Raw genomic sequence first — 22,044 nt, 5'->3', positions numbered from 1 at the left:
CTTCAATCGGCGGCGGTGTGGGGCGGGATGATCGGCGCACCGGCGGCGGCTCCGTCCGACCGGCGGGCTGTCAGCCGGCGCAGGTGCGGCGCGATGTATTGCTGGTAGAGACCGGCCAGCCCGTTGGGGAACACCATCACCACGCCGATGAACAGCGCGCCCATGGCGAACAGCCACAGCTCCGGAAAGCTTTCCGACAGCATCGTCTTGGCCCAGTTGACCAGCAGCGTGCCGTACACTGCGCCCAGCAACGACAGCCGCCCGCCGACCGCGCAATAGATGACCATTTCGATCGACGGCACAATGCCGACGAAGGACGGCGACATGAAGCCGACCTGCAGCGTGAACATCGCCCCGCCCACCGCCGACAGCGCTGCGGCGAAGCAGAAGACGAAGATCTTGAAGTTGGCGACGTCGTAGCCGGAGAAACGGACCCGGTCCTCCTTGTCGCGCAGGGCCACCAGGATGCGGCCCAGCTTGGAACGGCGGACATAGAGGCAGAGCAGCAGGCAGCCGATCAGCAGCGCGGCGTTGACGAAATACAGCACCAGCTTCGCCTCGTCGGTGCGGATATCCCAGCCCTTCAGCGTGCGCAGATCGGTGATGCCGTTGATGCCGCCGGTGTAGCCCTGCTGGCCGACGATCAGGATGGTCAGGATGGCGGCGAAGGCCTGGGTGATGATGGCGAAATAGACGCCGCCGACCCGCCGCTTGAACATCGCCAGCCCGACGATGAAGGCCAGCAGCGCCGGGACCGCCACCACCGCGACGATGGAGAAGGACAGGCTGTGGAACGGCTCCCAGAACCAGGGCAGTTCCTTCAGCTGGTTCCAGTCCATGAAGTCGGGGATGCCGGGGGTGGACTGGATCTTGGTCGCCTCGGGGCTGGAGGCCTCCAGCTTCAGGAACATCGCCATGCAATAGCCGCCGATGCCGAAGAAGATGCCCTGCCCCAGCGACAGGATGCCGGCGCTGCCCCAGCACAGCACGAGGCCGAGCGCCACGAAGGCATAGGTCAGGTATTTGCCGACCATGTTCAGCCGGAAGATGTCGAGGCCCAGCGGCAGGATGACGATTAGCAGAGCGGCCAGAAGCAGGATGCCCGCGATGTCGCCATCCATGCGCCCGAAAAAACGACTTTGAGGGGTGCGCGTCATGGTGATTGCCTCCTCAGCGGCGGACTTTGAGGACGAACAGGCCCTGCGGGCGCAGCATCAGGATCACGACGACGGTCAGCAGGGTCAGGACCTTTGCGGTCGATCCGCTGAGGAAGAACTCCATCGTCGACTGCGCCTGGCTGATGGTGAAGGCGGACGCGATGGTGCCGATCAGGCTCTGGGCGCCGCCGAACACCACCACCAGGAAGGTGTCGACGATGTAGAGCTGGCCAGAAGTCGGGCCGGTGGAACCGATCATGGTGAAGGCGCTACCCGCCACCCCGGCAATGCCACAGCCGAGCCCGAAGGTGTAGCGGTCGACCTTTTCGGTGTTGATGCCGACGGCGCCGGCCATCACCCGGTTCTGCATCACCGCCCGCACGCCCTGGCCCCAGCGCGACCGGAACATCACGGCGTAGATCACGATGGTGATGGCCATGGTCAGGGCCATGACGAACAGGCCGTTGATCGGCACCTCGATGGTGTCGGTGACGGCGACCGATCCCATCAGCCAGTCGGGAAGCACCACGCCAACCTCGCGGGCGCCGAAGACGGAGCGAAAGACCTGCTGCAGGATCAGGCTCAATCCCCAGGTCGCCAGCAGCGTGTCGAGCGGGCGGCGGTAGAGGAAGCGGATCATCCCCCATTCCACCAGCATGCCCAGCGCCCCGCTGGCGATGAAGGCCAGCGCCATGGCGATGAAGAAATAGACCGGGAAAAGCGCCGGCGCGTAATTGGAAATGAATGTCGAGCAGAGATAGGTCACATAGGCGCCGAGGATCATGAATTCCCCGTGCGCCATGTTGATGACGCCCATCTGCCCGAAGATGATGGCGAGGCCAAGCGCCATCAGCACGAAAACGGAAAACAGGATGAGTCCGGCGAATCCCTGCATCGCAAAGATCGAGCCGAGTTCGGCCAGGCTGTAGCCCTCGAACATGATGGGAACTCCCGTCACACGCGCCCCCACCCCGATCCTCCCCCGCTCTCGGGCGGCCGAAGGCCGGTCCAAACGCAGGGGAGGGGGACAGGAACTTTGTCAACGTTCGGCAGCCGTCCCCTCCCCCGCCCAGCGGGGGAGGTTAGGGTGGGGGCAAGTCCAGGGATGCCCCGCCCCTTACTGGTACCCCTTGGGGAAGGGGTTCGGCTCGATCAGGTCGGCGGTCTCATAGACCATGTCGAACTGACCGTCGGTGCGGGCGCGGCCGACGCGGGTCTTGCTCCACAGGTGATGGTTCTCGTGGATGCGGACATAGCCTTCCGGCGCGCCGGTGAACTCGATGCCGGGGGAGGCGGCGGCGATCTTGTCGATGTCGAAGCTCTTGGCCTTCTCCGCCGTCAGCTTCCACAGCCACGGGCCGAGATAGGCGGCCTGGGTCACGTCGCCGATGACGCTTTCGCCGCCCCACATCTTCTTGAAGGCGGCGACGAACTTCTCGTTGTTGGGGTTCTTCAGCGACTGGAAATACTTCATGCAGGCATAGGCGCCGGCGATGTTCTCGCCGCCGATGCCCAGCATCTCGTCCTCGGTGACGGAGATGGTCATCAGCGTCTGCTTGTTCAGGTCGATGCCGGCGGCCTTCAGCTGCTTGTAGAAGGCGACGTTCGACCCGCCGACGACCGAGGCGTAGATCACGTCCGGCTTGGTCAGTTTGATTTTGTTGATGACCGAATTGAACTGGGTATGGCCGAGCGGGAAATACTCCTCGCCGACCACCTTCTGCCCGTGCATCTCGATGTGCTTGCGGGCGATCTTGTTGGAGGTGCGCGGCCAGATGTAGTCGGAGCCGATCAGGAAGAAGGTCTTGGCCTTCTTCTCCTTCGACACCCAGTCCAGACCGGCCAGGATCTGCTGCGTCGCTTCCTGCCCGGTGTAGATGACGTTCTTCGACTGCTCCAGCCCTTCATAGAAGGTCGGGTAATAGAGCATGCCGTTATACTGCTCGAACACCGGCAGAACCGCCTTGCGCGAGGCCGAGGTCCAGCAGCCGAACACCGCCGCCACCTTGTCCTCGACCAGCAGCTTGCGCGCTTTCTCGGCGAAGGTCGGCCAGTCGCTGGCGCCGTCCTCCTGGATCACCTCGATCTTGCGGCCCAGCACGCCGCCCATCTCGTTGATCTGGGCGATCGCCAGCTTTTCGGCCTGCACCGATCCGGTTTCAGAGATCGCCATGGTGCCGGTGGTGGAATGCAGGATGCCGACCTTCACCGTGCCGTCGGTGACCGCCAGTTTCGTGGTGTTCACGGCGTCGGTCGGCAGCGCCTGGGCCAGCGCGCCGCGGGGCAGCAGCGCGACGGCCGGCAGCGCCGCCATGCCAAGGAGGAGCTTGCGGCGGAGCGGCGACGGAACGCCACCGATGATCTTGTCCGCATCCATCTTGTCAGAGGACATGAAACCTCCTGATGTTGGCCATTGTCGCCTTGCAAAAGCCGTCCGCGATCCGGATGCGGCCTTTTTGAAAGGCGGTATTTTTTGGGGGAGTTGGCGGAACGATCCGCGACTGGACGAGCCGATGGTTGGCCGAACTGTGCGGCGCAGCAATACGTGGATTTGCGTATAGGGGTGCCGGAGCGCAAATCGCTATAAACTTGCGGCAGTCTGAAAACGGCTCACCACTCGCAACCACCCGAAAGCGAGTTGAACACGCGCGTTCTCTCGCAGAATACGCCTCTCCTTTGGCTTTGTTGTTCGACGGCTTTATTCCTGACAGACTGACGGAGAAATGGGCTTTACTATGGAAGCGCCACGGAAACGGAATCTCAGAACAGTACGTAACACCAACTGATTTTCAGGAGGGCGAATGGGGCCGATGGCGGGGCGCCAGAGGGTGGTCGCGGTCAGGCGGACCTACAACAGGTGGGTCGCCAACCAGACGCTGGAGGATTACGCGCTGCGCTTCACCGCGCGCAAGGCGCGGCGCTGGTCGCCGACGCGCGTTGCCAACACGGCGCTCGGGTCGATCTCCTTCCTGGCGCTGGAGGCAATCGGCGGGGCGATCACGCTGAATTACGGCTTCACCAACGCGCTGTTCGCCATCCTGGCCGGCGCCATCCTGATCTTCGCCAGCGCGCTTCCCATCAGCTATTACGCCAGCCGCTATGGCGTCGATATGGATCTGCTGACGCGCGGCGCCGGCTTCGGCTATATCGGCTCCACCATCACCTCGCTGATCTACGCCTCTTTCACCTTCATCTTCTTTGCCATCGAGGCGGCGATCATGGCGACGGCGCTGGAGATGGTGTTCGGCCTGCCGCTGGCCGCCGGCTACGTCGTCAGTTCGCTTCTGGTGATCCCGCTGGTCGCCTACGGCTTCACCGTCATCAGCCGTATCCAGCTGTGGACGCAGCCCTTGTGGCTGGCCCTGCATACCCTTCCCTTCCTGTTCATCGCCATTCAGGACAGCGACGCCTTCACCGCCTGGACCCGCTTCTCCGGCCGGGCAGCGGAGACGGGTGACGGCGGCTTCGACCTCATGCTGTTCGGTGCGGCGGCATCGGTGGTGTTCTCGCTGCTGGCACAGATCGGCGAGCAGGTCGATTTCATCCGCTTCCTGCCCTACGACCCCGATGCGACGGGCCGCAAAAAGCTGGGCTGGTGGGCGGCGCTGGTGGCCGCCGGGCCGGGCTGGATCGTCATCGGCACGATCAAGTTGCTGCTGGGGTCCTTCCTGGTCGTGCTGGCGCTGCAGAATGCCGTGCCGCTGGAGCTGGCGGCGGAGCCGACGCGGATGTATCTGGTCGCCTTCCAGTATGTGACGCCGTCGCCGCAGCTGGCGCTGGGCCTGACCGGCCTGTTCGTCGTCCTGTCGCAGTTGAAGATCAACGTCACCAACACCTATGCCGGTTCCATCGCCTGGTCGAACTTCTTCTCGCGCCTGACCCACAGCCATCCCGGCCGGGTGGTGTGGGTGGTGTTCAACGTCGTCATCGGCCTGATGCTGATGGAACTCGGCATCTACAAGACGCTGGAACCGGTGCTGGGGCTCTATTCCAGCGTCGCCGCCTCCTGGATCGGCGCGCTGGTCGCCGATCTGGTGGTGAACAAGCCGCTTGGCCTCAGCCCGCGCCATGTCGAGTTCAAGCGCGCCCACCTCTACGACATCAACCCCGTCGGCGTCGGCGCCATGCTGTTGGCGACGGCGCTGTCGATGCTGGCATTCCTGGGGGCGCTGGGGCCGACGCTGAAGGTCTGCGCGCCCTTCCTCGCCTTCGCCACCGCCTTCGCCGCGGCGCCCGCCATCGCCTGGGCGACCCGCGGCCACTACTACATCGCCCGCCGCCCTTTCGACAGCTGGAACGGGGAGGAGGCGATCCGCTGCCGCATCTGCCAGCATGCCTTCGAACCGGACGACATGGCCTTCTGCCCGGTCTATGCCGGGGCGATCTGCTCGCTCTGCTGTTCGCTGGACGCCCGCTGCGGCGACGGCTGCAAGCGCGACGCCCGCCTCGGCGTGCAGCTGCGCCACGCGCTCGACGCCGTGCTGCCGGCGAAGGCGGCGACGGCGCTGAAGGCGCGGTTCGGCCATTATCTGGCGGTGCTGCTGATGCTGGGTCTGGCGGTCGGCGCAGTGCTGTCGCTGGTCTATGTCGAGGTCGCCTCGGTCAATGCCGAAGCGCAGGCGCTGATCCGCAGCACGCTGTGGAAGGTCTTCTTCATCCTGATGATCGTCGCCGGTGTCGCCACCTGGCTGTTCGTGCTGGCCCGCGAAAGCCGCAAGGTGGCGCAGGAGGAAACGCGCAGGCAGACCGATCTGCTGATGCAGGAGATCGAGGCCCATGAACGCACCGACGCGCAGCTTCAGAAGGCGAAGGAGGCGTCGGAGGCGGCGAACCTCGCCAAAAGCCGTTATCTGGTCGGCATCGGCCACGAGTTCCGCACGCCCTTGAGCGCCATCTTCGGCTATTCGCAGATGCTGGAGCGCGATCCGGCCATGCCGCCGCACCGCATCGACGCCGTCCGCGTCATCCGGCGCAGTGCGGAACACCTGTCCGGGTTACTCGACGGGCTGCTCGACGTGTCGAAGATCGAAAGCGGCCGGCTGCAGCTGAACCGGGGCGAAGTGCGGTTCGGCGAACTGCTCGACCAGCTGGTCGGCATGTTCCGCCTGCAGGCGGCGGGCAAGGGCATCGCCTTCCGCTTCGAGGCGCCGGAGGATCTGCCGCCGGTCGTCTTTACCGACGAAGGGCGCATCCGCCAGATCCTGATCAACCTGCTGTCCAACGCCATCAAATTCACCGACAGCGGCACCGTCTGCCTGCGCGTGCGCCACCGCAGCCAGATCGCCGAATTCGAGGTGGAGGACACCGGCCCCGGCATCGCCACCGGTGATCTGGAGCGCATCTTCCAACCTTTCGAGCGAGGGTCGGCCGCCAACCCGATGGTGCCCGGCATGGGGCTCGGCCTGACCATCACCAAGCTGCTGACCGAGGTGATGGGCGGCGAGATCACCGTGACCAGCACTCCCGGCAAGGGCAGCCTGTTCCGGGTGCGGCTGATGATGTCGGCGGCGATGCTGTCCACCGCCGCCGCCCAGCCCGACCATCCGATCCGCGGCTACCACGGGCCGCGCCTGACCGTACTGGTCACCGACGACGACCTCGCCCACCGCAACCTGCTGGGTGACCTGCTGGCCGAGCTGGGCTTCGCGGTGGTCAAGGCGACCGACGGCCAGAGCTGCCTCGCCCTGGCGGAGCTGCACCGGCCCGACATCCTGCTGCTCGACATCTCCATGCCCGGCATGAACGGGCTGGAGGTGGCGCGGCACCTGCGCGCCACCGGCCACGGCGACACCGCCATCATCCTGGTGTCGGCCGACACAAGGGAGGACCGCTCTGCCCCCGCGCCCGGCCAGCCCTATGACGGCTTTGTCGCCAAACCGGTGTCGATCCCAAAGCTGCTGGCCTGCATCGGCCGACTGCGCGGCATCGAGTGGGAGTACGAGACGCCCGCCGGCACCGACGACGGCCCGCCGCTCTTCACCGCGTCGGAACTGCCGCCGCAGCACCACATCGCCGAACTGATCCATCTTGGCCGCATCGGCTATGTCCGCGGCATGCAGGCCAAGCTGGCGGAGATCGCCGCAGCCCATCCGGAGCTGGAGCGCTTCGTCGGCCGCATGCGCACGCTCGTCAGCAATTACGACCTGAACCAGTATATGGCCGCGCTGGAGGCGGTATACCGCGATGACAGCCATGGTGAAGCCAGCAATGACGAATCGGGCCATGACGATGAAATCCGCAACCAGACCGCGTGACGTCGTCCTCGTCGTCGACGATTCGCCTGAAGCCCTCAGCTTCCTGACCGACGCGCTGGAGGAGGCCGGGGTGACCGTGCTGGTGGCGCTGGACGGCCGCAAGGCGCTGGCGCTGCTGGAGCAGGTGACGCCCGACGTCATCCTGATGGACGCCATCATGCCGGGGCTGGACGGCTTCGAGACCTGCCGCCAGCTGAAGCGCAACAGCCAGGTCGCCCATGTTCCGGTCATCTTCATGACCGGCCTGACAGAAACCGAACATATCCTGAAGGGCTTCGCCGCCGGCGGGGTCGATTACGTCACCAAGCCCATCGTCGCCGAGACGCTGATCGCCCGCATGTATGCCCATCTCGCCAATGCCCGCGTGGCGCAGAGCACGCGGGCGGCGCTGGACGTCACCGGCCGAACCCTGCTGGCCGCCAACCACAAGGGCGAGGTTCTGTGGTGCACGCCGCAGACCACCCGCATGCTGGAGGCGGCCTTCGGCGACGACACGGCAAGCGGCGTGTCCCTGCCGGAGGAGGCACGGCGCTGGCTGGTGGAGCGTCAGGCCGGCGGCGCCATTCGCAAGCCGGACAGCGTGGTGATCGCCACGCTTGCCGACGGCCGCCGCCTGCGCCTCAGCCCGGTCGGGCAGACCGGCCCCGACGAGATCCTGCTGCAACTTGCGGAGGAGTCGGATGCCGGTGAGGACAGACAGCTGAAGGACAAGCTGTCCCTGACTCCGCGGGAAGCGGAGGTTCTGATGTGGGTCGCCAACGGCAAGCCCAACCGCGACATCGCTGAAATTCTCGGCCTCAGCCCACGCACGGTCGACAAGCATCTGGAGCAGATCTATTCGAAGCTCGGCGTCGAGAACCGGGCGGCGGCAGCCGCGATGGCGGTGCGCGCGCTGAACGGCCGGTAAAGTGGATCAGAATCACCGTGCTGCATGATCCGAACTGCAGCGGGAGAGGAAAGCCCCCTCCCCCGCCGCAGGCGGTCAGTTCCGGGGAAGCTCGGTCGTCGGGATGCCGTCGATCGGACATTCCGGCGTGCCGACCGTCGGCCGGGTGATGGCCTCCACCATGGCCCGCGTCCCCTCGGGATCGTTGACCCATTTGCGATAGAAGTCGTAGGGACAGGCCGCTTCGCCCTTCACCCCGTCAAGACTGGCGATCATGCCGGTGTAGCCGCGGTGGACGAGCTTGAAGAGGTGGTTCTCCGACTGGCCGTTCTTGCGGAAATCGCGGATCAGCGTCTTGGACAACTGGGCGTACTGGATGCCGTACTCCTCCTCTCCGCATTCGCCCAGCGTGCGGCTATCGAAGCCGACGATGGCGGAGTGGCCGAAATAGGAATAGACGCCGTCGAACCCGGCGGCGTTCGCCACGGCGACATAGACATTGTTGGCCCAGGCCATCGCCTTCGCCATCAGCACCTGCTGGTCCTTGGCCGGATACATATAGCCCTGGCAGCGCACGACCAGTTCAGCCCCCTTCATGGCGCAGTCGCGCCAGATCTCGGGATAATTGCCGTCGTCGCAGATGATCAGGCTGATCTTCAGACCCTTCGGCCCTTCCGACACATAGGTGCAGTCGCCGGGATACCAGCCCTCGATCGGCACCCACGGCATGATCTTGCGGTATTTCTGCACGATCTCGCCCTGGTCGTTCATCAGGATCAGCGTGTTGTACGGTGCCTTGTGCGGATGCTCCTCGTGCCGTTCGCCGGTCAGCGAAAACACCCCCCAGACCTTCGCCTTGCGGCAGGCGGCGGCGAAGATCTCCGTTTCGTCGCCCGGGACGGTGGCGGCGGTCTCGTACATCTCCTTGGAATCATACATGATTCCATGGGTCGAATATTCGGGGAAGATCACAAGGTCGAGGCCGGGCAGACCCGTCTTCATGCCGATCAGCATGTCGGCGATCTTCTGCGCGTTCTCCAGCACCTCCGCCTTGCTGTGCAGGCGCGGCATCTTGTAATTGACGACGGCGACGCCGACGGTGTCGTTGCTGCTGGTGATATCGCCGTGAATCATCTCGGTCTCCCTGCGTGACGGGGCATGGGACGGCGCGTGCGGGAAGCGGCAGGAAAGGCCGGCTTCCGCATTGTTTTCGCACGCGTCTTCGTCGTCACCGATCATCGGGGAGCGGCCGATCCACCGGAATACGCGTTTCCCCGTATGGCCGATCGGCAGGGCGGATCATTTCATCAATCGCAACGAAGTAATGCCGAGGCCGGTCCTTCCCGCCACCCGGCCCGACGACCATCCCGGCCTCAGCCATTTCGGCTTCTGACGGCACCGCTTGCCGATAGTGACGGCCGGGCCGTTCCAATGTCCGACGGCACACGGAGCAGGCTTACGACGCCGCCGGCCAGAGTGAGGACGGCCGCCACGGCAAGCCCGATCCGGGGCGCCTCCACCGGGCTGGAGACCAGGGAAAAGAGCAGAGTCATGATCACCGCACCGGCGGTCTGCCCGACCAGCCTTGCGGTGCCCTGCATCCCTCCGGCGGCACCGCTGCGCGCCTTCGGCACCGTGAGCAGCATGTTGCGGTTGTTGGGCGTCTGGAACAGGCCGAAGCCGAAGCCGCTGATGACCATGAACACCAGCAGGGGCAGCGGATCGCGCTGGAGCGGCCAGAATGCCGACAGGGCGAGACCAGTGGCAAGCAGCGTGCCGCCGACAGCGCACAGCCAGCCGGTCGGCAGGCGATCGGAAAGCCGGCCCGCGACCGGCGCCGCGACGGCGGTCGCAAGCGGCCACGGCACCATGAACAGCCCGGCGGTGAAGGCGTCCTGCCCAAGCCCGTTCTGCAGGTAGAAGGGCAGTGCCACAGTGCTCGCCATTTGGCCCGTGAAGCAGAGGACGGAGGCGACCACCGAAAGGCGGAAGGAACGCACCCGCAGCAGGTCGAGGGGGACCAGTGGCGCCTCCTGCCCGTGCTCCCGCCGGATCAGGCCGGCAAGACACAGCGCTGCCACCAGCAGCAGGGCGCCGCCAACACCGACCTGCGACGCGACGGCCTGGGCTCCCATCACCAGCGCCACGAAAAAGCCCGCGTTGAGGACGACGCTGACGGGGTCGATCCGGCGCTTCACCCCCTCGACCATCGGCAACGCGCGTGCGGTCAGCAGCACGATGATGCCGATCGGGATGTTGACGGCGAACAGGAACGGCCAGGGCGCGATGGCGAGGATGGCCGCCCCGATGGTCGGCCCCGCCGCCGACGACAGGGCGATGACCAGGGCGTTCCAGCCGATGGCAGCGCCCAGCAGCCGCGGCGGATAGACGAAGCGCAGCAGGGCGACGGCAAGCGACATCACCGCGGCGCCGCCCAGGCCCTGCATCAGCCTTGCGGCAACCAGCCAGGGAAGCGTCGGCGCCAGGGCGCAGCCGGCAGAGGCGGCGGTGAACAGAAGCACGCCGCCGGCGAACACCTTCCGATACCCCAGGCTCTCGCCGAGCGCGCCGGCCGGCAGCAGCGCGACCACGAGCGCCAGCTGATAGCCGGTGACGACCCAAACGGAGTCGGCCGGCGCGACGCCCAGCGTGTCGGCGATGGTCGGCAAGGCGATGTTGACGACGGCGCCGTCGAGCACGACGAGCACGATCGCCGTCAGGATGGACGCGACGGCGGCGACGCGGCGGAAGCCCGACAGCCCCTCCGACGGTTGGGAAGCGGCCGGCCGGCCGGCGGTGGATTGGGGCATCGCATATCTCCAGGAAGTGTCGGAGATCAGTATGGCGACGCTGTGACATGGCGGTAGACGCAGCCCATGCAGAGTATTCCTGCATGGAACGCCATGTGATAGTCTTTCCGCCCATGTCCGATCCCGATTTCAACCTCCTCGTCGCGCTCGACGCGCTGCTTGCGGAAGGCAGCGTGGTCAATGCCGCCCGGCGACTCGGCCTCAGCGATTCCGCCATGAGCCGCACATTGGCGCGCCTGCGCGACGCCACCGGGGATCCGCTGCTCGTCCGCGCCGGACGCGGGCTGGTCCCGACGCCGCGCGCCATCCAGCTGCGGGATCGGGTGCACGATCTCGCCGACGAAGTGCGCGCCGTACTGCGTCCAGCGGCGGCGATCGACATCGCCGGGCTGGAACGCACCTTCACCCTGCGCGCCAGCGAAAGCTTCATCGAGGTCTTCGCCGCCCGGCTGGTCAGCCGGACCACCGCCGAAGCGCCGGGCGTTCTGCTGCGCTTCGCGCCGAGGACGGATCGGGATGCGCAGGCGCTGCGCGATGGACGCATCGATCTGGAGATCGGCGCCCACGCGGAAACCGCGCCCGAGCTGAAGGTGCAGAAACTCATCGGCGACCGGCTGGTCGGTGCTGTGCGGGACGGCCATCCGTTGCTGCTGCAGGAGGCGGTGACGGCCGACCGGTATGCCGCCTGCGGCCATGTGGTCACCTCGCGCAGCGGCCGGCCGAGGGATCAGGTGGACGATGCCCTCGCCGCCCTCGGCCATTCCCGCAAGGTGGTCGTCGTGGTGCCGAGCTTCCCCGCCGCCCTGGCGATCGTCCGCGCCTCGGACCTCGTCGCCCTGGTGTCGGAGCGGCAGGTCGCCTCCGGCATTGCCGGCATTCGCACCTTCCCGCTCCCGGTGCCCATGAGGGACGTCACCGTGACCCAGATGTGGCACCCGCGCCAGGACGCCGACCTGGCCCACCGCTGGCTGCGTGGTCAGGTCCTCGCGGCCTGCCGGGGGACGGACAACGGAGCCGCATCAGAGGCCGCCCCGCCCGGCCCCTAGCGCCGGGCGACGGGACGGACGGTGATCTCGTTGACCCCGACGTCCCGAGGCTGTTCGATGGCGAACAGGACGGCCCGCCCGATCGCCTCGGGTTCGATCGCGTTGCGGCGGTACTCCACCATCGCCCGCGCGGCCGTTTCGTCGGTGATGGTGTCGGCGAGTTCGGAGCGGGTCACGCCGGGATAAATGCAGGTCGTGCGGATCGTTTCGCTTTCCTGCCGCAAGCCGTCGGTGATCGCCCGCACCGCGAACTTGGTCGCGCTGTAGACGGCGGAGGTCGGCACCACCTCGAAACTGCCGACGGAACCGATGTTGACGACGTGCCCGCTCCCCTGCGCCTCCATGACCGGAAGGACGGCCGCGATGCCGTGGAGGACGCCGCGGATGTTGACGTCGATCATGCGGTCCCATTCCTCGACCTTCAGCGAGGCGAGCGGGGACAGCGGCATCACGCCAGCATTGTTGACGAGCACGTCGACCCGGCCGAAGCGTTCGCGCGCCTCGGCGACGAAGCCTTCCATGCTGGCGCGGTCGGTGACGTCGAGGGCGCGGGCGACGGCCCTGCCGCCCTTCGCCGTGATTTCCCGGACGAGCGTATCGAGCCGGTCGGTGCGCCGCGCCCCCAGCATCAGGGTGGCGCCGGCTTCGGCAAGGACGCGAGCGGTGGCTTCACCGATGCCGCTGGAGGCACCGGTGATGAGAACGACCTGATCGATGGTCATGGCTGTCTCCTGTGATTCATTGAGTGCAGCGGTCACTGCGCCGTGTAGCCGCCGTCGACGAAGAGCTGTGCGCCGGTGATGAAGCTGGAGGCCGGCGATGCCAGGAAGGCGATGGCCTCGGCCACCTCGTCCGGACGGCCGATGCGCCCGACCGGGTGGGCGTCGCCGAAGCTCCGCAGCATCTCCCGGCCGTTCTCGACCACGCCTTCCATGATGTCGGTGTCGATGACGCCGGGCAGGACAACGTTGCAGCGGATGCCGCGGCGGCCATATTCGACGGCGACGATGCGGGCGAGCTGCGCAGAAGCAGCCTTGGACGAGGCATAGGCGGCCTGCGTCGGGAAGGCTGTCGTCGCCGACAGAGAGGAGTTGATGACGACGGCACCGCCGCCGCCCTCCTCCATCAGCGGCACCGCGGCGCGGATGGTGACGAAGGCACCGCGGGCGTTGATCTGGAAGATGCGGTCGTACTCCTCGACCGAGGTCTCGTTCAGCGGTTTGTTCAGGGTCCTTCCGGCATTGCAGACGACGATGTCGAGCCGGCCGAAGCGATCGCGGGCGAGTTCAACCGAGCGCCGGGCAAGTTCCTCGTCGGACACGTCGCCGACCAGCGTGGCGATGTCGGCGGCGTCGAGCGACCTGACCTCGTCGGACAGGTCGGACGCGACGATCCGCGCACCCCGAGCCCGCAGCAGGTCGAGCACGGCGCGCCCGATGCCGCGGCGGGCGCCGGTCACCAGCGCCACCTTGCCGGTCAGATCATAAGCGCTTGCGGCGTTTGGCAGGTTGGTCATTGCGGTCTCCTTGAAACCGGCGGAGCGATCTGTGCGCCCGCCGTCGATGCCCGGAAGGTGGCATTGGACCGCTGTCGAGATAACTTGCTAAGTATTGGACGGTGTGGTTAGAGCGGCTAACCGATGCAGATCGACCTGAACCTGTTGACCCTGTTCACCGCGGTGGCGGAGACCGGCAATTTCCGTGCGGCGGCGGACCGCCTTGGCGTGACGCGCTCGGCCGTCAGCCAGGGCGTGCAGCGGCTGGAGGCCGCTCTCGGGCAGGCGCTTTTCCTCCGCACCACACGCAGCGTGCGGCTGACCGAAGCCGGCGAGCGGTTCCTGGCACGGGTCTCTGGCCCCCTGGCCGAGATTGCGGGCGCCATCGACGCGGCGTCGGGTTCGGCGGAGGAGCCCCGCGGCCTGCTGAGGATCGCCGTCACCTCGATCGCCGAGCGGTTCCTGTCCGGACCCCTGATCGCCTCCTTCAGCGAGGCGTATCCCGGCGTCACGCTCGACGTGACGGTGACGGATCTGGAGTTCGACATCGTCGCCGCCGGCTTCGACGCCGGCGTGCGCTTGGGCGAGGTGATCGAGCGCGACATGATCGCGGTGCCGCTGACCGGCGACCAGCGCCAGATCGCGGTGGCGACTCCGCACTATCTCGCCCGCCACGGCACGCCGGAGCACCCGCGGGATCTCGTCCGCCACCGCTGCATCGGCTGGCGTCCGCAGCCGGAAACCGCCCCCTACCGCTGGGAGTTCGAGAAGGACGGACACGCCTTCGACGTCTCGGTCGAACCGCAGATCACCACCAACGACATGCTGCTGATGCTGCGCACGGCGCTGGCCGGCGCCGGCATCACCTTCGGCATGGAAGAGACGTTCCAGCCTTATCTCGAGCGCGGGGAACTCGTCTCGATTCTCGACGACTGGCTGCCGCCCTTCGCCGGCTTCTTCCTGTATTTCCCGAGCCGGCGCACCGTCACGCCCAAGCTCCGCGCCCTGATCGACCATGTCCGGCGCCACCGCGACGGGCCGAAGCCGGGACAGCGTCACCCCTCGACATAGGCCGCGAGTTCGTCGGCGGTCCCTTGCGGAAAGGCCGCTTTCAAGTAATCAAGAAAGGCGGAAACGCGGGCGCTGAGCAGCCGCCGCGTCGGATAGAGCACCCACAGCGCCGTCTCAAACCCGATCACATCGCCCCAGCTCACCAGCCTGCCGGCGGCAAGATCGGGGCCGGCAAGCGACAGCGGCAGGCGGGCCGCCCCCACACCCATGCGAACCGCATCGCGGATCATAACGAACGAAGATAGGCTGAGGACGGGTTCGACCGCGATGCCCGACGGTCCCGACGGTGTAGTGACCTCCCATGTTTCCTGCTGGACCAGCGATCCGCGGGTAACGGCGGGAACGGGATCGCGGCCGGCGGGAGGCGGCAGAGCCGGGCTCGCCACCACGACCAGCCGGTCACGAAGGAAGACGCGACCGACAAGGCCGGCATCGGGGTTCGGATTGACGCGGATGACCAGATCATAGGCTTCTTCGATCATGTCGACGGACCGGTCTTCCGTGGTGACCTCAAGCCGGACCTCCGGATATTTGCGCATGAACCCCGCCGCCAGCTTTCCCATGGCGGTCTGGGAGAACAGCAGAGGCGCACTGATCCGCAACCGGCCGCGGGGACTCCGGCCACCGGACGCAATCGCCTTCGCCGTCTCGTCAAGCTCGGTCAGCAATAGGCCCGTCCGCTCGAACAGGGCCCGTCCCTCCGCCGTGAGTTTCAGTGAACGGGTGCCCCTCTCGAACAGCCGCAGGTCGAGGCTCGCCTCCAACTCCGCCACACGCCGCGACAGCGTCGCCTTCGGACGCCCGGCCGCACGCGCGGCCTTTCCGAACCCGCCATGGCGGGCAACCAGATTGAAATCGGCGAGGGCAAGCAGGTCCATCCGTTCCACCAGTGAGACAGTACGTCCAAATCCGGTGACTATCGGGGCTGCCGTGGATCGCTATTGTCAAGGACATCTTCTGACCCAGAAACCGGAGTGATCCCATGACCATCCTCGTTACCGGAGCCACCGGCCGTGTCGGCCGCCATGTCGTCGACCAGTTGGCGAAGCGCGGCGCCGATGTGCGCGTGCTGACCCGCGACCCGTCGAAGGCCGCCTTCCCCGCCGGGGTGGAGGTCGCCCAGGGCGACATGCTGGACATCGACGCACTGCGTGCCGCCTTCCGCGGTGTCCGCACCCTGTTCCTGTTGAACGCCGTCACCGGCGATGAATTCACCCAGGCGATCATCACCCTGAACATCGCCCGCGAGGCCGGTGTCGAGCGGGTCGTCTATCTGTCGGTGTTCGAGGCCGACCGCGCGGTGAACGTGCCGCATTTCGCAGTGAAGTTCGGCGCCGAGCGTATGCTTGCCCAGATGGGCTTCAGCGCCACCATCCTGCGCCCGACCTACTTCATCGACAACGAAGTGATGATCAAGGACGTCGTCCTCAATCACGGCGTCTACCCGATGCCGATCGGCAGCAAGGGTGTCGCCATGGTCGATGCGCGGGACATCGCGGAAGTCGCGGCCATCGAGCTGATCCGCCGCGACCACGCGCCGGGCAAATTGCCGGTCGAGACCATCAATCTGGTCGGGCCGGACACGTTGACCGGTTCGCAGGTGGCGGCGATCTGGTCCGATCTGCTGGGCCGTACCGTGGTCTATGGCGGCGACGATCCCAGCGGGTTCGAGCAGACCATGGCGTCCTTCATGCCGAAATGGACCGCCTACGAGATGCGCCTGATGGCCGAACGCTATGTCAGCGACGGCATGATTCCTGAAGCCGGCGACCTCGAACGCCTGACCGGCCTGCTGGGCCGCCCGCTACACAGCTATCGCAGCTTCGCCGCCGCGCTCGCTGCCGGCTGAGGATCCTCGATCCCCGCTTCGGTCGTAAAGTTGGGGGATGGAGCAGTGTCATCGCACCATCCCCGGCGCGACAGGCACTGCCCCCGCCTGCCCCCCGCAGCAGGTCGCCGTCATTTCCAAACCCCATCCGATTGACACCCGGCACCGCTTTCCCGCAACTTGCCCTCTTGTTTGACCGGTCAAACTTGGAGCGGCATCGTGCCCGTAATCGCAATAGCCACCTCCAAGGGTGGTTCTGGAAAAACCACGCTGGCGGCCGGCCTTGCCGACCTGCTCCACAGGCAAGGCCGAAGCGTGGAATGCATCGACACCGATCCCAACCGCAACCTACACGACTGGCTGTCCGATCCGCGCAACGGCATCCCGTGCACGCCGGTCGAGGAGGAAGCGGTGATCGACGGTGTGGCCGGCGCGGTCGAACGCTCCGACTATGTGCTGATCGATGTGGCCGGCGCCCTGCAGAGAGGCATGCTGTACGCCATCAGCGCGGCGGATTTCGTGCTGATTCCGTGCAAGACCGACCGGAAGGACGTGGTCGAAGCGGTGCGCACCCAGGAACTGATCGAATCGGCAGGCAAGATGGTCCGCCGCAAGATCCTCCACGCCGCCGTGCTGACCCAGGTCAACCGGCGTGCCCAGGTGACCGGACACACCCGCGCCCAGCTCGAGGTGATGGGCGTACCGGTGTTGGGCGCCGACCTGCCGGCCCGCACCGCCTATCAGCAGGCCTCATGGAACGGCGCGCCGCTTGCGGCACCTGAGGCGCGCGAAGACTTCGGCGCCATCGCCGCCGAAGTGGCGTCCCTGATGGAGGCGGAGCATGGCTAAGCGGCCCCCGCTCAAACTGTTCGACGCGGACGAGATCAAACGGTCCATCGCCCCGCTGGCGCAACAGCTGCCATCAAACCGCCCGTCAATCCACAGGCCGTCCGGCGATGATAACGCACTGCCCCCGGAACCCACGACCCCGGACGAGTATGTGGAGACCATCGACCGCTTGTGGGAGGAGGCACAGAAAAGCTTCCTTGCCATCGGACGCTATCTGGACGAGGCGCAGAAGAAGCTTCCGGCGGAGCAGTTTGCCCATATGATTGAGCGCCTGCGCTTCGGCAAGGTCGTCCGCAGCCAGATCATGACCGCCTACCGCGCGGTGACCGCCGGCCTGTTGCCGCCCGGCATCGAGGCCGCCGGCTATTCGGTGGTCTATCATGCGGCAACGCTGTCCGACACGGAACGTGCCCGGGCCGTCGCAGAAGGCGTGATCCGCCCCGACATGCGCCGCACCGAGATCGTCGCTTTCAAGCGTCGCATCCGGACGAACGCCACTCAACGCAATGACAACCGCCGGGCGATGCTGGAAGCGGAAAAGCAGCGGCTTCTTGCCCGTGTCGCCGACATCGACCGGGAGATTTCCGCCCTCGACTGACGCCGTACGGCTCCGGCTGCCGAAGAGCGGCAACGACAAACACGGCCGCTGCCGCTTGCGACCGGGAAGCATGCTGCGGATAATGCGCCACATTCGGACTCCCCCCAGGAGACATGCCGCGTGTTCGCCCTGTCCGACCTACGCCGCTTCATCGATTCAGGACCTCTCGAACGGGGACGGCAATATTGGCGGGACGGCCGCGTCCGAACCGTTGAGGCCCAGCAGCGGCAGGGGGATGAGTGGAGCGTGATGTCGACGGTCCGGGGCTCAGGCCGCGCGCTCTATGGTCAGGATATCATCGTCAAAATCGCCGATGGCGTGCTGAAACAGGTGGATGGCGAATGCGACTGTCCGGTGGGCTACAATTGCAAGCATGTCGCCGCGGCGTTGCTGGCCTGGCCCGAACGCACCGCCACCACCGTCCGGCCGCCTGAACGGCCAACCTCTCCCTGGCCCGGCGCCACATTGCCGACGCCGGCCGCTGCCGCCGTTCAGGACCAAGCCACGCCGGCGGAACACGGCCTCTCGGCACCGGTGAAGGAGTTGCTGTCGCGGCTGACCGCGGCGGCACAGCGCGAAACGGCAAACCAGTATGCCGACTCCGTTCGTAAGCGCCTGCTCTATGTTTTGTGGCTTGACGACATGCCGTCCGGGGAGCGGAGGCTCCTCCTCCGCATCCTCTCGGTCACCCTGCGCAAAGATGGGCAGTTCGGGAACGACGACAAGGCCTATGATGCCTATCAGTTCCGCACCCTGAGTTCGGCGAAGTTCGTCACCCCGGCCGATCACGCGCTGCTGGATGCCGTGTCGCGCAATGCACACGGCGGCTCAAACGGGTTCCTGCTGCCGGCCGAAGTCGCCCCCTGGCTGATCGAAAGCATGCTGCGCACGGGCCGGCTTTACTGGCAGGATTTCCGCAGAGGCCCACCGCTGCATGCGGGCCCTGCCCTGCCGGGAACGCCGCGCTGGGAAACGGATGGCGCGGGACGCCAGCGCTTCACCGTCATGGTCGAGGCAAACTCCGAAGGGACAAACCCCGGCGAACCGAACGCTGCCGACAGGCCACCGGCCATCGTGCTGCCGACGGCGCCGCTGCTCTATGTCGCCCCTGCGAGCGCCACTTGCGGCCCGGTCGACGCGGCAGCGGTGTCGCCGCACATCGCGGTTGCGCTGCTGACGGCCCCGCCGCTGCCGCCGGGCGAAGTAGCCGCCTTTCGCGCCGAGGCGGCACGTCTCGGCGACCGGTTGCCCGTACTGCCGGAGCCCCCGGCGCAGACGGAACGGCGCCGCACCCTGCCGCGTCCGGTGCTGCAACTGGGTATGGCCCGGCTGGCGGGGCTTCCCTTCCTGCACCAGCCGATCTACGGAATGGCGGGAATGATGGAACTCCCGGTCGCTGACCTGTACTTCGACTATTCAGGCATCCGCCTGCATTGGAAGGACCGTGGGCCGGCGCTGCAGTGGATGGAGAACGGCGTTCTCGTCACCGCCGAGCCTCAGCCGGACGAGGAAAGGAAGGCGGTCGAACGGCTAGAGGATGCCGGCTTCACCATCAGGGCGCTGCCGCTCAGCATTGGTGGCGCCTCCCCTGTCCGCCATGAACTGTTCGCCGTCGCCGGCGACGAATTCGATGAGCAGTCGGTGTGGTTGAACTTCTGTCATTCGGTGCTTCCCGACCTGCGGGCCGCCGGCTGGACAATCGAGATCGCTCCCGGTTTCCCATTCGAGGTTCTGGAGGCGCCCAAGGATTGGGCGTTCGAAGTCGAGGACCGCTCCGGGATCGATTGGTTCGGGCTGTCGCTCGGCGTCGACATCGATGGCGAGCGCATCGACCTGCTGCCGGTGCTGCGCGAGGTGATCGACGCGCTGGCGCGGATCGATCCGGCTCTGCTCGACGACGGCGCGTTCGACGATGACGTCTACGATGATGACATTGATGAGAGGGATGGTGCCGACGGGACGGAAGGCCGTTCATCGGGGCAGCCGCCTGGGCTGGAGGCGGTACTGGAGCAACTGGCACCATCCGGAACGATGTTCGTGCGGATCGGGGAGACCCGCTATCTGCCGCTGGCGGTGGAACGGGTGGCGCCGATGATCGGCGTGCTGATGGAGCTGTTCGGCCTGCAACCCGGCGGCGGGGAGCTGCGCATCGGCCGGTCCCATCTGGGCGACCTGTCGGCGCTGGAGGAAGCCGCGTCGGCCGCCGGCATTCCACTGCTCGGCGCAGACGCCGTGCGCGGTATGGCCAAGGCCCTGCGCGAGGCGGGCGGCGTGCCGGCGGTGGCTCCGCCGCAACAGCTGCACGCAACCTTGCGCCCATATCAGCAGGCCGGGCTCGACTGGCTGCAGTTCCTCGCTGCCCACGGCTTCGGCGGCATCCTCGCCGACGACATGGGGCTGGGCAAGACGCTGCAGGCGCTGGCTCATCTGCTGGTGGAAAAGGAAGCCGGCCGGCTCGACCGCCCAAGCCTGCTGATCGCGCCCACGAGTGTGCTCGGCAACTGGCGGGCGGAAGTGCAACGCTTCGCTCCCGGCTTGCGCACGCTCGTCCTGCACGGTCCGCAGCGCAAGACGGCTCACGGGTCGCTGGCCAACTATGATCTGGTGGTGACCTCCTACGCCCTGCTGCCGCGCGACCGCGAGGTGCTGGCGGCACAGCCCTGGCATCTGGCGATCTTCGACGAAGCGCAATATCTCAAGAACCCCAGCGGCCAGGCGAGCAAGGCGGCGCAGGCGCTGCAGGCCCGCCAGCGACTGTGCCTGACCGGCACCCCGGTGGAGAACACCCTGGACGAGCTGTGGGCGCTGTTCGCGGTCAGCGTGCCGTCACTGTTCGGCGACCGCACCGGCTATCGAAGGATCTTCCGCACGCCCATCGAGAAGCATGGCGATGCAGACCGCCAGCGCGTGCTCGCCCGCCGCGTCCGCCCCTTCCTGCTGCGCCGGACCAAGGAAGAGGTGGCGGCGGAGCTGCCGCCCAAAACCGAAATCCTGGAGACGGTGGAGCCCGGCGGGGGCCAGCGCGACCTCTACGAGACCATCCGCCTGACCATGGACCAGCGCGTGCGTGACGAGGTCGCCCGCAAGGGGCTGGCGCGCAGCCGCATAATGATCCTCGATGCACTGCTGAAGCTGCGGCAGGTCTGCTGCGATCCGCGGCTGGTCAAGCTGGAAAGCGCCCGCAAGCGGGTGACGAAGGGGGCGGAGTCGGCGAAACTGAACCGGCTTCTGGACATGCTACCGGAACTGCTGGCTGACGGCCGGCGCATCCTGCTGTTCTCGCAGTTCACGTCGATGCTCGACCTGATCAAGCCGGAGCTCGACCGGCTTTCCGTCCCCTTCGTTGAACTGACCGGCGAAACCAGGGACCGCGAGACGCCGGTCAGGCGCTTCCAAGCGGGCGAGGTGCCGCTGTTCCTCATCAGCCTGAAGGCCGGCGGCACCGGACTGAACCTGACCGCCGCCGACACGGTGATCCACTATGATCCGTGGTGGAATCCGGCAGTGGAGGATCAGGCGACCGATCGCGCCCACCGCATTGGCCAGGACAAGCCGGTCTTCGTCTACAAGCTGGTCACTACCGGCACAGTGGAGGAACGCATGGTGCAGCTTCAGGAGCGCAAGCGCCGCCTGGGCGAGGCGGTCTACGACCAGGGCCAGACCGCCGAGGACCTGCTGACCGCCGACGACCTCGATTTCCTGCTGGCTCCGATCGACGCATGACGTCGGCCGGTTAGGGTTGCCACAAGACCCCGCACCATGCCCTCGCGTACTCTTGCGATGAACCCGCCGACGGCCGACCCTGCAATTGCCGATTCGCAGACCGGTTGCGTACTCTTGCGATGAAGAACCGGCCAGCCACGCGCCGACGCCGGCTTGTCCCGCGTATTGTTGCGATACCGATACGCACTCTTGCGATCAGCGACTCGGGCCGACTCGGCTTTTCCCCCGTACTCTTGCGATGAATCAACTAATAGAGTCTCAAATAGGATTTCTACTAGCTATGCTCTCAAGAGTACGCGTTGCGGTTCAATGCCCAACGGGTCACAC

Annotated in this window: 16 protein-coding genes; 8 read left to right on the top strand and 8 right to left on the bottom strand. The window is 66.5% G+C overall.

Annotated features, from left to right (window positions below):
* Positions 1–2 precede the first annotated feature (2 nt).
* From urtC to urtA, 3 genes are all read right to left on the bottom strand, one after another.
* On the bottom strand, positions 3–1,157 hold the full coding sequence (gene urtC, locus B9N97_RS29880) for an urea ABC transporter permease subunit UrtC (protein WP_085091458.1): 1,155 nt from the start codon (positions 1,155–1,157) through the stop codon (positions 3–5).
* Between the two features lie 13 nt (positions 1,158–1,170).
* On the bottom strand, positions 1,171–2,097 hold the full coding sequence (gene urtB, locus B9N97_RS29875) for an urea ABC transporter permease subunit UrtB (protein ID WP_085091457.1): 927 nt from the start codon (positions 2,095–2,097) through the stop codon (positions 1,171–1,173).
* Positions 2,098–2,274: 177 nt separating this feature from the next.
* A complete protein-coding gene (urtA, locus tag B9N97_RS29870; protein ID WP_085091456.1) occupies positions 2,275–3,549 on the bottom strand; it encodes an urea ABC transporter substrate-binding protein in 1,275 nt (424 codons plus the stop codon).
* 418 nt (positions 3,550–3,967) lie between these two features.
* On the opposite strand from urtA, the gene B9N97_RS29865 reads away from it, so the two are divergent.
* A complete protein-coding gene (locus B9N97_RS29865) occupies positions 3,968–7,411 on the top strand; it encodes a hybrid sensor histidine kinase/response regulator (protein WP_085091799.1) in 3,444 nt (1,147 codons plus the stop codon).
* A complete protein-coding gene (locus B9N97_RS29860) occupies positions 7,380–8,318 on the top strand; it encodes a response regulator transcription factor (protein WP_143266926.1) in 939 nt (312 codons plus the stop codon). Before B9N97_RS29865 ends, B9N97_RS29860 begins: the two co-directional genes overlap by 32 nt.
* A 75-nt stretch (positions 8,319–8,393) precedes the next feature.
* On the opposite strand, the gene B9N97_RS29855 is transcribed toward B9N97_RS29860, so the two are convergent.
* Both B9N97_RS29855 and B9N97_RS29850 read right to left on the bottom strand, forming a co-directional pair.
* Entirely contained in the window at positions 8,394–9,431 is a 1,038-nt protein-coding gene (locus B9N97_RS29855; RefSeq protein ID WP_085091797.1) for an aliphatic amidase, read from the bottom strand.
* A gap of 239 nt (positions 9,432–9,670) precedes the next feature.
* A complete protein-coding gene (locus tag B9N97_RS29850) occupies positions 9,671–11,107 on the bottom strand; it encodes an MFS transporter (protein WP_085091455.1) in 1,437 nt (478 codons plus the stop codon).
* Between the two features lie 113 nt (positions 11,108–11,220).
* Between B9N97_RS29850 and B9N97_RS29845 the strand changes: the two genes are divergently transcribed.
* Entirely contained in the window at positions 11,221–12,153 is a 933-nt protein-coding gene (locus B9N97_RS29845; RefSeq protein WP_085091454.1) for a LysR family transcriptional regulator, read from the top strand.
* Here the strand turns inward: B9N97_RS29845 and B9N97_RS29840 are convergent.
* Together B9N97_RS29840 and B9N97_RS29835 are read right to left on the bottom strand one after the other, a co-directional pair.
* Positions 12,150–12,875, bottom strand: coding sequence for an SDR family oxidoreductase (locus tag B9N97_RS29840; RefSeq protein WP_085091453.1), 726 nt, complete (start codon positions 12,873–12,875; stop codon positions 12,150–12,152). The two genes, B9N97_RS29845 and B9N97_RS29840, sit on opposite strands and share 4 nt — an antisense overlap.
* Before the next feature lie 32 nt (positions 12,876–12,907).
* Positions 12,908–13,669, bottom strand: a complete 762-nt coding sequence (locus tag B9N97_RS29835) for an SDR family NAD(P)-dependent oxidoreductase (protein ID WP_085091452.1) — start codon at positions 13,667–13,669, stop codon at positions 12,908–12,910.
* 123 nt (positions 13,670–13,792) lie between these two features.
* Here B9N97_RS29835 and B9N97_RS29830 point away from each other — a divergent pair, with 123 nt between their 5' ends.
* Positions 13,793–14,719 (top strand): LysR family transcriptional regulator, encoded by a 927-nt coding sequence (locus B9N97_RS29830; protein WP_085091451.1) that lies wholly within the window; start codon positions 13,793–13,795, stop codon positions 14,717–14,719.
* On the opposite strand, the gene B9N97_RS29825 is transcribed toward B9N97_RS29830, so the two are convergent.
* Positions 14,704–15,597 carry a LysR family transcriptional regulator gene (locus tag B9N97_RS29825; RefSeq protein ID WP_085091450.1) on the bottom strand — a complete coding sequence of 298 codons (894 nt, stop codon included), beginning with the start codon at positions 15,595–15,597 and terminating at the stop codon, positions 14,704–14,706. The two genes, B9N97_RS29830 and B9N97_RS29825, sit on opposite strands and share 16 nt — an antisense overlap.
* A 104-nt stretch (positions 15,598–15,701) precedes the next feature.
* Between B9N97_RS29825 and B9N97_RS29820 the strand changes: the two genes are divergently transcribed.
* The 4 genes from B9N97_RS29820 (at position 15,702) to B9N97_RS29805 (ending at position 21,717) form a co-directional block, all read left to right on the top strand.
* Positions 15,702–16,568, top strand: a complete 867-nt coding sequence (locus B9N97_RS29820) for an SDR family oxidoreductase (RefSeq protein ID WP_085091449.1) — start codon at positions 15,702–15,704, stop codon at positions 16,566–16,568.
* A gap of 198 nt (positions 16,569–16,766) precedes the next feature.
* Positions 16,767–17,396, top strand: coding sequence for a ParA family protein (locus B9N97_RS29815; RefSeq protein WP_167393421.1), 630 nt, complete (start codon positions 16,767–16,769; stop codon positions 17,394–17,396).
* The gene (locus tag B9N97_RS29810; protein ID WP_085091447.1) at positions 17,389–17,994 is read left to right on the top strand and encodes a hypothetical protein; all 606 of its coding nucleotides are present in this window, start codon (positions 17,389–17,391) and stop codon (positions 17,992–17,994) included. Before B9N97_RS29815 ends, B9N97_RS29810 begins: the two co-directional genes overlap by 8 nt.
* A gap of 249 nt (positions 17,995–18,243) precedes the next feature.
* The gene (locus tag B9N97_RS29805; protein WP_244561008.1) at positions 18,244–21,717 is read left to right on the top strand and encodes a DEAD/DEAH box helicase; all 3,474 of its coding nucleotides are present in this window, start codon (positions 18,244–18,246) and stop codon (positions 21,715–21,717) included.
* The last annotated feature ends 327 nt before the right edge of the window (positions 21,718–22,044 follow it).

The organism is Azospirillum oryzae (assembly GCF_900177515.1).
GTDB classification, from domain to species: Bacteria; Pseudomonadota; Alphaproteobacteria; order Azospirillales; family Azospirillaceae; genus Azospirillum; species Azospirillum oryzae_A.
The sequence above is the reverse complement of the archived record's forward strand: the minus strand, read 5'-3'. Positions and strand labels throughout refer to the sequence as shown.